The sequence below is a fragment of the Synechococcus sp. PCC 7336 genome (assembly GCF_000332275.1).
Taxonomy (GTDB): domain Bacteria; phylum Cyanobacteriota; class Cyanobacteriia; order Thermostichales; family PCC-7336; genus PCC-7336.
In genome coordinates this window covers 3451454-3463425 of sequence record NZ_CM001776.1, presented here as the reverse complement: position 1 = coordinate 3463425, position 11972 = coordinate 3451454, and the positions used below count along the sequence as shown (strand labels likewise).

At 47.6% G+C, this 11972-nt stretch carries 11 protein-coding genes; 3 read left to right on the top strand and 8 right to left on the bottom strand.

The genetic code is table 11. From position 1 onward, the window contains the following. Nucleotides 1–232: 232 nt before the first annotated feature. On the top strand, nt 233–466 hold the full coding sequence (locus SYN7336_RS31055) for a hypothetical protein (RefSeq protein ID WP_156820191.1): 234 nt from the start codon (nt 233–235) through the stop codon (nt 464–466). A gap of 50 nt (nt 467–516) precedes the next feature. Here the strand turns inward: SYN7336_RS31055 and SYN7336_RS16625 are convergent, their stop codons facing one another. From SYN7336_RS16625 to SYN7336_RS16590, 7 genes are all read right to left on the bottom strand, one after another. Then, a complete protein-coding gene (locus tag SYN7336_RS16625) occupies nt 517–861 on the bottom strand; it encodes a hypothetical protein (protein WP_017327079.1) in 345 nt (114 codons plus the stop codon). 2 nt (nt 862–863) lie between these two features. Then, on the bottom strand, nt 864–1688 hold the full coding sequence (locus tag SYN7336_RS32390) for a hypothetical protein (protein ID WP_227498527.1): 825 nt from the start codon (nt 1686–1688) through the stop codon (nt 864–866). A 440-nt stretch (nt 1689–2128) separates the two neighbouring features. Then, nucleotides 2129–2698: a hypothetical protein gene (locus tag SYN7336_RS16615; RefSeq protein WP_017327077.1), complete on the bottom strand. Its 570-nt coding sequence runs from the start codon at nt 2696–2698 to the stop codon at nt 2129–2131. A gap of 4 nt (nt 2699–2702) precedes the next feature. Next, nucleotides 2703–3497, bottom strand: a complete 795-nt coding sequence (locus tag SYN7336_RS31045) for a putative adhesin (RefSeq protein ID WP_156820190.1) — start codon at nt 3495–3497, stop codon at nt 2703–2705. Between the two features lie 424 nt (nt 3498–3921). Next, nucleotides 3922–4332: a hypothetical protein gene (locus SYN7336_RS16600; RefSeq protein ID WP_017327074.1), complete on the bottom strand. Its 411-nt coding sequence runs from the start codon at nt 4330–4332 to the stop codon at nt 3922–3924. 2 nt (nt 4333–4334) lie between these two features. Next, nucleotides 4335–8486, bottom strand: a complete 4152-nt coding sequence (locus SYN7336_RS16595) for an RHS repeat-associated core domain-containing protein (protein ID WP_369791862.1) — start codon at nt 8484–8486, stop codon at nt 4335–4337. A gap of 230 nt (nt 8487–8716) precedes the next feature. Beyond that, nucleotides 8717–9088: a hypothetical protein gene (locus tag SYN7336_RS16590; protein WP_017327072.1), complete on the bottom strand. Its 372-nt coding sequence runs from the start codon at nt 9086–9088 to the stop codon at nt 8717–8719. A 313-nt stretch (nt 9089–9401) separates the two neighbouring features. Here SYN7336_RS16590 and SYN7336_RS16585 point away from each other — a divergent pair, with 313 nt between their 5' ends. Then, entirely contained in the window at nt 9402–10541 is a 1140-nt protein-coding gene (locus tag SYN7336_RS16585) for an IS4 family transposase (protein WP_017327071.1), read from the top strand. A gap of 67 nt (nt 10542–10608) precedes the next feature. Then, complete coding sequence (locus SYN7336_RS16580) at nt 10609–10905, top strand: ATP-binding protein (RefSeq protein ID WP_017327070.1); 297 nt, start codon at nt 10609–10611, stop codon at nt 10903–10905. Nucleotides 10906–11273: 368 nt separating this feature from the next. On the opposite strand, the gene SYN7336_RS26330 is transcribed toward SYN7336_RS16580, so the two are convergent. Further along, nucleotides 11274–11963, bottom strand: a complete 690-nt coding sequence (locus SYN7336_RS26330) for a hypothetical protein (protein ID WP_017327068.1) — start codon at nt 11961–11963, stop codon at nt 11274–11276. Nucleotides 11964–11972: the final 9 nt, after the last annotated feature.

Below are 11972 nucleotides of genomic sequence, written 5' to 3'. Positions count from 1 at the left end.
CAGCTAAAACTCCAATTTGAGGCGATTCGGGATTTTGACGAAGAGGATAAAGCTCTGGCGAAGGGGCTTTTAGAAGGGTTAATCCTAAGACATGCGGCTAAACAATCTATGTTGAGACAGGCAGCTAGTCAGCGGGAGTTAGCAAGCCAAAGTTAGCCGGAAAATTAATGTTTGACCTCGAAGGTGAGGGCAGGTTTACCTGCTCTTACCTTTGAGGAGCAAAGAAATCTCAATGAGTCGCGCCTTATGGTTTTATCCCCGCGCCAAGCAGCTACGGCGGGTGGGTGGGTGCGTTGCCCCCGCTTCGTTGATGGCACTGTTGGGCATTAGCGGGGTTGCGCGGGGGCGGCTTGGCGCGAATTGGGAGGCGCGATTAGCGCGGGTGGGGGGACTAGCATTGCCGTTGCACGACCGTGCGCTTGATAACCGGCGATGCGGAACAGGCGGAGCAAAGCGACTTCATTAACGTATTAGCCTCGGTGAGGAGATTATTGGAGCATTGTAATTTTTTGCTTGCTATCCAATAAAAAGAATGACATCATTACGGTCGAACTTATCTAGCTTAAAAATGCTTTCTAGTTCCTTAGTCAAGAGATTAATTTTTTGAACTATCTCTAAAGATTGATCTAGAGCCAGTTCTTTCTCAATCCAAGATTTGAGTATAGACAGTTCATTGATAAGTGAAATATAATTTTCAGCTCCAATTTCTACACCATAAGACATTTCCGCAATCAAATCTAAATTATTTTGCTGACAACCTAATAGCCAATACGTGTTAAATACTTTCTCGCTAGATAAAGGAATAGAAAAAGCTTCTTCTTCTTTATTTTTAGGGTTGATGATATAAGCAGATACAGACACTTTTACCTCCCGAATTGAACATCGAACTGAAAGTCTGGAAAATCTGAGCGAAGTTGATTCAAACCATTATCAACAGCTGTTCTTAACTCGGGGGAGTTAGCCTCTACCCGAAACACAAATGAACGTATGTCTCGAATATCCGATAAATCAGGAGTATTTTGTGTTCCATTAACAGTGGAACGAGTTGAATCGGCAACGTTCAAAAGATTGTTGATCCTATTACGAGTTTTCCCAACAATCTGTCTATCGACAAACTGTTGTGGAGTTTGAGCTGGCAAACCAGTTCTTGGATTAACTATATTCAGACCTGAAGCAGACTTATCTTCGAAAAAGATACCGTTCCTAAAATCGATTTCATCAAACTCTCCTACTGGATTTCCTCTAAGATCTGTAATCTCTACTTCTCTAAAGAAATCTCTACCTTCAACACCGTTACTAATTCCTCCTGAACTATTTGGGCCAAATCTCCGATCTATATCTCGAGAGAAATCTGCGAATCCAGAGGGATCTTCAGCTCTGCTGGCGCGACTGGCATTGAGACGAGCGCGGACTTCAGCGGGGTCTGGGACATTGTCTGAGAGGTTATTTCGACGCCCCGGAACTAAGGGTGGCGGAAAAAAGTCCCCAGTATCTGGGCCGAGAGTGCTCGTTCGAGGGCCATCGGGAAAGGAGCGAAAAATATTGTCTGGCGCTGCCCCGGCAGTAATAATCTCAGCCAGTCCCTCGACAGCGGCTGAAGCACCTGCACTGGTTCGCTCTTCCGTGGTTAAGACTCTACCGGTGGCGAAATCGGTGCCAAAGATAAATTCTGACAGATTAGTTCCCAACTGGAGAGCACCTCCAATAGCCGCTCTGCGGCGGAGTTGGCGGGGCGTTAAACCATTGACTGGAGTCGAGAGATTTTGTTGCGCTCTCTGCTCCTCTCGGGCGATCGCCTCATCTACCTCATCCAAGCGACGACCGATATTATTCAAAGTCGTCCCGAGGGCTACCACACCGAGAATGGTGGCTGCTACTGGTAGTGCTGCTGGGGCTAGTGCTGTAAACCCTGCGATCGCTCCCCACAGCCATCATTAAGGTGGCTCGATTGCGCCTATTTTGTTACCCTAAATTGCCCAATTTTGAACCATACCCTAGTTTTACCCCATATAGGGTCGAATCTTGTGACACTCCCGGTTACCAAAAGGTGGGAGAAAACGGGGAATACAAACCAGACCTAAGTATTGGAGGAGTCCTCTCTACCTGACATCACACCTCATGAAAGTTGTCAAGGAACAAAACTATTTACCTGGCCTGACGGCATTTTTAAATAAACCAAATCTCCTTGTGCCTTATCAGCATTATAGGGCTTGCCCAGATCGAATTCATTTAAGGCATCTAAAAATTCTTTTGGAGGTAAATAATTATGGACACAAATATAATGATAAAGCATGGTCGGAAAGACATAAAATTCTCTTTCTTTTAAAGAAGGTATACATATTTCATTGTGCCCTAATAGTTTCGATTTGGTGCCAGAATAGTATTTCAATCCATTAGGTTCGATCCAAATCTCTTTTCTGTTCTGGCAGATATTACACAGATGAGGTCGCCCCCTTATGTACATTTGGTGGATTAGGATTGCTTTGTTTTCATAAAATGCCTTATTCTTTTTGTCTTCATCATTCTTCAAGTCTAGAAACAGCATTTCTTTTAGTTTTTGAACAAGATGAGGCGATATACTTCCTTTTGGGAAAGGAATACCTTCCCACAACCATCCAATATTTTTGACTTCTGGATATACCTCGGCGATCCCCTCAGACTCTTCGACTCTATAGCACGACAAGTCAGGATAGTACATTATCTCACCTCAATATAAACTCGGTACATGTAGCAAGAGCACAAGCACCTCCATTCTCTTGAAGGATATCACTCAAAAGTGTCTCTGTATTAACAGTTGTTGATTCTTCAAAGACTGTCAGTTTGAAATCAGGTGGTGCGGCCGTGAAGTTTGGTGCTGCATCACCTGGTCTAAATACTTGCAAATCCCTAAGATCTTGTAAAACACGATTACGTGCGGACCTATTGGTTACTCCTAGATTGTCAAGCTGCTGCCGTATTAATCGGCTTCTAGCTCTTGGCCCTGCACTGACCAAGCGCTCTAGATCGATGCTTTCCAGGACTCTTCCGGTTGTATCAGAAATTCTGATATTCTCCCTGGGAACCACTAGGGTTGTTCCGCTGGGTATAATCGCATCTCCTGAGCCAAAGACAAATGCACCATGTCCGGCAACTGCTTGGCCGTTGCCACCAGGCAGAACTTCTCTTGCCCCATTCCTTCCCGCATTGGGGCCGAAAACTCCTCTTGTGACATTATCGTTTGGGCTAGAAATTGCATCCAATAATCCGTCTACATCGCCTCTTCCCCTTAAAGCATTGGGTAAAAGGTCCCCAGCATTGCGAGTTTGCCCGAGAGTGCTCGTTCGAGGGCCATCGGGAAAGGAGCGAAAAATATTGTCTGGCGCTGCCCCGGCAGTAATAATCTCAGCCAGTCCCTCGACAGCGGCTGAAGCACCTGCACTGGTTCGCTCTTCCGTGGTTAAGACTCTACCGGTGGCGAAATCGGTGCCAAAGATAAATTCTGACAGATTAGTTCCCAACTGGAGAGCACCTCCAATAGCCGCTCTGCGGCGGAGTTGGCGGGGCGTTAAACCATTGACTGGAGTCGAGAGATTTTGTTGCGCTCTCTGCTCCTCTCGGGCGATCGCCTCATCTACCTCATCCAAGCGACGACCGATATTATTCAAAGTCGTCCCGAGGGCTACCACACCGAGAATGGTGGCTGCTACTGGTAGTGCTGCTGGGGCTAGTGCTGTAAACCCTGCGATCGCTATCCCCACAGCAGCTCCAGTGACAACGCCACCAACCCACCACTTCTCGCACAAGCTGACCTGAGTTTTTCTTCTAGCTCAGCCTCAAAGCTGTCCAGAGTATTGAAATTACAATAGTCCGGACAGTTTTTACGGAAACGGCTGAAACTCGCATTCTACCGTTGACTCTGAAAAAATGTCCGAAGTGTTGAAATTACTGACTTTGAATTAAATCAATTATTTGCCCTATGATATCGGAATATACTTGAGTTGAGACTCCATTAACGTTATAGTAGTCAGAAGCTCTTAGTCTATTTTGGTGAAGCAAGGAAGGAACAAATTCTCCCAAAGAAAGTATTTCTCTACGTGTCTTCTCAAGAATCTGAATCATTTTTGTGCGGGATGGTTCGTCCTTTAAAAGAAGATCGAGCTGCAGATTCCTTAGATTGTGTCCCTGGTTGAGTAATGCATTCTGCCATTTTTCCTGAACATCAATGAGCCATATATTTTTTGGTTCAATATTAATCTCCGAATCAATCACCGCAAGAGATTCATCAATTATAAAACTAAGATCGTGGTCGGCAACGCTTATGAAGTCATTATTGTAAAAAATTCTATTAGGCATTTTTACCTCAAAAATCGAACCCTGCTCGTATCACTAATACGTCTTAGTAGATCCAGTGCTTGTTGATCGGTAGCCCCTAATAAGTCTACTACAATTAAATCAATGCCAGAGCTAGGCAAAGCAATTATCTCACTATTTATGCTTCCTGCTACTGCTTCTATATTGAGTTCAGGGATCAATTCAAAGCTTCGTGCGGTGTCATTAAAACGCAAAAATGGACCTTTCAGCTCAATGTTACCTCTGCCTGGAGCATCCACAAAATCAAAGCCTATTGTTGCAGGATTCCTAATCTCTCGTCCAAGTGCAGCCTCAAGGCGAGCTCCACCTAAGCCCTCTACAAAGTCAGGTCTACCTTGCTCGAGGTTATTAGTCAAAGCCTGGATGCGCTGTACAAATGGATCGTTTGGTGAATTTTGTAGCCCAGAGTTGACTCTATTCACAAAATCAAGGTCTTGCTGGAAGCGGGCTGCTGAATTTGTAATCCCGTCAGCCCTACGAGAGAAATCTGCGAATCCAGAGGGATCTTCAGCTCTGCTGGCGCGACTGGCATTGAGACGAGCGCGGACTTCAGCGGGGTCTGGGACATTGTCTGAGAGGTTATTTCGACGCCCCGGAACTAAGGGTGGCGGAAAAAAGTCCCCAGTATCTGGGCCGAGAGTGCTCGTTCGAGGGCCATCGGGAAAGGAGCGAAAAATATTGTCTGGCGCTGCCCCGGCAGTAATAATCTCAGCCAGTCCCTCGACAGCGGCTGAAGCACCTGCACTGGTTCGCTCTTCCGTGGTTAAGACTCTACCGGTGGCGAAATCGGTGCCAAAGATAAATTCTGACAGATTAGTTCCCAACTGGAGAGCACCTCCAATAGCCGCTCTGCGGCGGAGTTGGCGGGGCGTTAAACCATTGACTGGAGTCGAGAGATTTTGTTGGGCTCTCTGCTCCTCTCGGGCGATCGCCTCATCCACCTCATCCAAGCGACGACCGATATTATTCAAAGTCGTCCCGAGGGCTACCACACCGAGAATGGTGGCTGCTACTGGTAGTGCTGCTGGGGCTAGTGCTGTAAACCCTGCGATCGCTATCCCCACAGCAGCTCCAGTGACAACGCCACCGGTAACCACTTCTCGTACAAACTGGTCTGGGTTAATTGGCTGGGGCTCAGTTAAAGGAGCTGTTTCAGGAGTAGTCGAAGGTTGGATTCCAGCAACATCTGGTCCATCGGTGCCATTCACAGCATCGGGAGACACCACAAAGGGGCCGACTCGGCGACGAGGATCGCGGGGACGATTGGGGCGGGGATCCCGAGGTGGTAGGGGCTCTTCTGGCTCGTTGATTTCTGCTTCCGGCTCGTCGACCGCAGGCTCGGGCACGGGGTTGTGCTCGCTATTGGACAGCTCGGTGCCTTGATTGGGAGAGGGAGCGCGCGGGGGTAGATCGTCCTGCGTGATGATGATATCGGCCCCTTCGTCAATGATTGGCTCGGGAGTTAGAGTGGGCTGTTCGGGAGCTTCGGCAATCGGCGGTTCGGGGGCTTCAGCGCTTGGTGATACAGAAGTCCTCTCATCAAAAGACACAGGCTCGGGGTTGACTGGGCTGAATTCCGTTGCTCTCAGCTCGGCGATCTCTCGAGCTCTCGCAAGTGTCTGGTTAATGGTTGTTTCGGGAAGGGATGTCTTACTACCTTCAGCGATCTCGTTGGAGCGATCGCGTAGCTCGTTAATAGTTGCTTGGGGAATAGTAGAGCCGCTCTCCACGCTCAAATTAAATTGAAGTGGCGACTCTGCCTGATTGCCACTGGGGTCGATAAAGTTGAGCGGACTGTTCCCCACATAGCGATATAAGTTGACATCTCCAGCAGCAAAGCCAATCGGGTCTTGGCTGATAAATTGACCGGTGGATGGGTCGAGGTAGCGGGCGCGGAAGTAATACAGTCCCGTTTCCTCATCAAACTCTCGTCCCGTAAAGCTGAAGCGGAATTCAACGCTGGCATCGCTCTGGCTGGTGATGTTGCCGAAGCTGTCAAATGTGAGGTGGTTGACTACCGTGCCAGTAGAGTCGGCTATATCCCGCACCGTGTTTTGATGGTCGCTCAGGGCATACAGAACATTGCCCGCCCCATCCTCTTGCGCCACGACGCGATCGATTGATGTGCTGTGGAGGAACCTTTGGGTAACTTCACCGCTCTCGTACGTCACTAAGGCAATATCGCTACCGTCATACAGATACCGCTCGGTTTGTCCCTCCACAGTGCGCCCAATGCGGCGATCTAGGGCATCGTAGGTATATTCCGCTCGCCCAGTCTCGTTGCCGCTACTGTCGAGGGTGATGGCAGAGGTGAGGCGGTTGCGATGGTCGTATTCGTACTGGGTGACTTCGCCCGTGGCCTTATCGGTGCGTTGGGTGCGATTGCCCTCCGCGTCGTAAGCGTAGGTGAAGTTCTCGTCTTCTAAAAGCTGATTGTTGGGACCAACGATATTACCGGTATTGGTGCGGTTACCGGTGGCATCGAAGCTGAAAGATTCGTCAGTTTGGAAGTCGAAGTTGCCTTCGAGTTGTTGGCCGCTGGCATCGTAGCTGAAGCTGCTGAGACCATCGAGCGATTGGATGGCGGTGATGCGATTGGCTGCGTCGAAGCTGTAGGTGTAGTCGGCCAGGACTGTGCCGCCTGCGTCAGTATGAGTGATATTGGCCAGACGACCGGCAGCATCGAAGCTGTGGGTGGTGGCGATCGCCACTTGCGTCCCCGCTAAGTCGTTGAAAGTTTCAACGCCAATCAGTTGGCTGGCGGCATCGTAGGTATAACTGACACGCTTGTCGCTGACCGCTGCCCCTGTTTGCGTAATATCAATGACGCGATCGAGTGAGTCGTAGGTAAAGCGTTCGACACCAGTTTCGACTGCGTCAATACTGTCGGTGACACTGAGGCGATTGCCGACGGCGTCGTAGGTGTAGTCGAGGGTAAAGGTGGGGATTCCGGCAGTACCGGTATTGTCGCTGCGGGTGAGGCGCCCAGCGGCGTCGTAGCGGTAGGTATAGCTGGAATCAAAGTCGCTGATGCCTATCAGTTGGCTGGCGGCATCGTAGGTGTAGTCGATTTGCTCGACAGCTGTGCCTGCATCGTCTAAGAAGCGTTCTTGCGTGAGGCGATCGAGGCTGTCGTAGCTGTAAGCGGTTTGGCGACCGTTGCGATCCACCAGACTGGTCAAATTACCGACTTCGTCATAGTTGTAGCTGCGGCTGTCACCCAACTGGTTGGTTTCGCGCACCAGCAGATCGCGGACGTCATACTCATAGGTAGTGGTATTGCCAGATGCGTCGGTGATGGATGCGAGAGTGCCGACGGCAGTGTAAGTGGAGGTAGTAGTAAACCCGAGTGGGTCAATCGTGGCGATCTCTCGATTGAGCCCGTCGTAAACAAAGCGGGTGGTATTGCCCAAAGCATCGGCTTGCGAGGTCAAGTTGCCGACCGCATCGTAGCCGAACAGCGTCGAGTTACCTAAAGCATCAGTGATGCGTGTTTGGCGATCGAGCGCATCGTAGCCAAAGCGAGTGGTGCGCCCCAATTCATCGGTAAAAGCAGTCAGATTGCCGATGACATCGTAGTTGAAATTGACACTGCCCCCCAAGGCGTTGGTGGTTTGGGTGAGGCGGTTGAGGGCATCGTATTCCGAAGTCGTGACTCGCCCCAAAGCATCTTCTATCGCGGTGAGGTTGCCGACAGCGTCGTAGCTCAACAGGGTGGAGTTGCCGAGAGCATCAGTGATGCGAGTTTGGCGATCGAGAGCGTCATAGCCGAAGCTGGTAGTTCGCCCTAACTCGTCGGTAAAGGCAGTCAGATTGCCGATGGCGTCGTAGGTAAAGTTGACACTATCGCCCAAGGCATTGGTGGTCTGCACCAAGCGATCGAGCTCGTCATAGTTCGAAGTCGTAACGCGCCCTAATTCATCTTGGAATGCAGTTAGATTCCCTGCCGCATCGTAGGTAAAGTTGGTACTATCCCCTAAGGCATTGGTGGTTTGCACCAGCCGGTTGAGCTCGTCATAGTTTGAGGTTATAACGCGCCCTAACTCATCTTGAGAGACGGTCAAATTACCGACAGAATCATAAGTAAAGGTGACGCTTTCTTTTGAGCATGCGTTTAAAGGTGGGGCGATGCACACTAAATCGGCGTTTAAACGATTTAGGACACTGGACAGAAATAGGTGTAAGGGCTTACACCTATTTCTGTCCAGTGTCTTTCAGAGGCAACGGTAGGATGCGGGTTTCAGCCCTTCTGGATGCCCCAATCATCAACGGTAGAATGCGGGTTTCAGCCATTTTCGTAAAAACTGTCCGGACTATTGTTTTGTTTGTTTTTGTTAGTCACCTCCCCATAATCCCTATATAGAGCCTAGGATTTAAGGTCATCAAACTGCAAAGCAAATTTCCCAATTGGCTTCTCTGAATAACTACTTGGATCCACAAAATGGTCGATGCCTAGCAGAGTCTCCAATCGTTCTCTTTCTTGCTCGGCACAGTCCATGACATTCTCAGCAAGCTGGATATTAGCACCACCATTATCATCAAAACTAGCTTCCTTCAAAGACTTGAGCTTTTCCTTGCCAAGAAAATCCACATACCTACTGTTAAAATATGTTAACCAAAAAATTCCAAGTAGCTCTCTCCGAATATCTACAGCACCTGATGGTTTCTTCTTCTTTGCAATGTTCGATAACAGATCGCCAAACGAGTAGAAGGATCCAAGGAAACTATTGCCCGTCATAAACAGATGTAAGAGTTTTCTTGTGCTTGCTTCACCTCTCAAGAAGTCAGTTGACACATACCAAGTTAAGCTGTTTGGATATTCTTTTAATTCCCTGCTGCAAATATTTATTGAAAACTCAATATTAACGTCCTCAAATTTACCAAATAGACTACGACGATTTTCTTCGGAGTCAAAATCAATTATATAACTTGAAACAGAGCTGACGGGGTGACACTACAGCACAGGAGGCATACGGAGCAAGGGATAGGGGCTTGCCCGGAGGCAGAAAAAAGCTAGGACGTAATGGATTACACCTAGCTTCCGAAAAAACATGGAATCATCTTATCAAACCCTGCTGGCTACCAAACTTAATCCTTCTGAGCTTTGGCTATTGAATTTGCTCCTGATGGTGCTGCAACGCGACAAAATCGTCAAGCTAGAACAACTGGCGCAAAAATTACCCTTGCCGATTTTAATGGAGAGTTGCCGTCGCAAACTCCAGCGTTTTCTGAGCCTTAAACATTGGGTGATAGAACATATCTGGTGGCCGCTCTTGCTAGATTGGCTCAAGCGGAAGTTTACCACTCAGACAGTTCTATATTTAGCCATTGATAGAACCCAATGGTACGACTATAATCTCATTCTGGTTAGCCTGATCTATCATAATCGAGCAATTCCAGTTAAATTTGCTTTATTGAATAAGCGAGGTAGTAGCAATTATGAGGAACAAATCACATTTCTCAAACCAGTTTTGGAACTCCTAAGCGACTATACTGTGGTCTTACTGGGTGACCGAGAATTCTGTGGAGTTGACCTGGCAAAGTGGCTGGGAGAGCAGGGAGCCTACATGGCTTTGCGCCTGAAAAAGAACGAATATATCGAGCTTCCTGGGCAAACCCAAGCACAATTATCACAGCTTGGCATTCAGGCTGGAGAGTCTCACTTTTTCTCTGATGTAAAAGTCACTAAGACAAAAGGATTTGGACCGATCAATGTAGCAGCAAGAAGAAAGCGAAATTATGGCTCCAATGTCACGAAAGAGACTTGGTATATTATGAGTAATCTGACGGACCTAGATGGAGTTTTGAAGGCTTACTCTTGCCGCATGGGAATTGAAGAAATGTTTCGGGATTGGAAGAAGGGAGGCTATAACCTGGAAGATTCAAAATTGACCGGCAAACGCTTTATCTCAATGGTATTGCTGGTTTCGTTAGCTTATTATATGGCTACTTTTAAAGGGGAGAAGATGCAGCATCAAAATATTCATCAGTATGTCGTGAGACCACGAGAGGCTGGACGGAAACATCGGCGACACAGTGCATTTGCGATTGGTTTGTCTGCCTACTCCCTGGCTTGCTTTGGACTAGACCTCTGGGATTTGATTGCACAATATATCGTCCTGAACCCTCGAAAGCTACCTTTTTATAAGAGAGGCATAAGGGCCATAAAGCTTGCTATAGCTGAATCATAGACCCCTATGTCACCCCGCCAGGTTTCAGATTTGAAATGAGTAGTGTCACTTGCTCTTGGCAATCCACATGGCTGAGATGAGCTATCTCGGCTATGGGCCGGGGGCGGCCGATATTTTCTTCCAGGTCGTGGACCGGCGCTACCACAAGGGCAGGCCCATTTTGTTCACCACCAACAAGCCTCTGCGTCAGTGGGGGCGAGTCTTGTACGACCCCGAGTTGGCTCGGGCTATCATTGATAGCACTCTGCATCAGGGGGAGTACATCAAGTTGTCCGGCTCCTCTTATCGCTTGCGCGGGAGCAAGCTCGATCTCGACCAGCCTGCTCCCGCTGAGCAGCTCCAGACGACTCTGCCATCGGCTTGAGGGGGTGGCTTCATGCTTGACTTTTGCAAGGAGGTTAGACGATGTTAAAAGCGGCCATAATTTCCAGAATTTTTCCGGCCATAGTTTCCAGAATTCACAAAAGTGGCGGCCTTTGAAGGGAGCATCTGCGGGCATGGGCGGGGACTAGAGCGAGGGGACAAACCTTAAACTGCCATCCCGTCCGGGATCGGGCCAATCTTTGCAACACAACCCGCTGAGATCGCCTCCCAATCGGCTTTCGGTACTTTGATACCGGCAATTTCAATCTCTATTGCTTCGCTCATACTTTCAACCTAGCCGAACAGAAACACAAATATACTACCTAATTCTTGCTTAAGTTTCTGGGAGACGCTTACCGTTTTTTAATCTTATAAATTAATATCAGTACCTAATAACTCTCTAACAACACTTCGATAGTTTTCTAAATCTCTTTCCCAATTTCTGACAGATTGAAACAGTGAAGATCTCATTTGTTGATATGTTCCTTCTGTGATTTTGTACATAAAGTTTCCAGAAATTAAAATGGCTGGTTTGGGGGAGTGACTACCTAAGCTGAGAATTGCTTCATTAATATTCAGTTTGAGTTGACTCTCTTCAAAGGAATAGAATAGTGCAAGATCTGCTCTGACAGGAGCTTTCCCAAGTTTGAGCCAAGATGCATTCGCAAGTAAATTATCAATGATGAAATCTCGTGCTGAATCCTCATTTTCACTATTGAATGTAACGAACAATCTAGGATTAATTTTCACAGCCATATAATCTATTTCAGGGAAAGATTCTATGTACTTATGAATGGTTTTTAAAATCTCTAGATTAGTCGTTTTCTCATGATTTAATGCTTCTGAAAAGGCTATTTTTCCAGGTTCAGAGATTATATCAATTCCGTTTGAAAATATAAGATGTGAGAACTGATGGTTGTGCTTCGCTGGATGTTTAAGCTTCCAGTCTGCTGAAATGATTCCATGCCTAAATAATAGATCTAGAGTTAACGTGGCAGGGCTATGATTAGGAGAAATAAGTACTATCTCTAGATCTTGAGTAGCTATGTTTACAGGCATTCAAAAAAT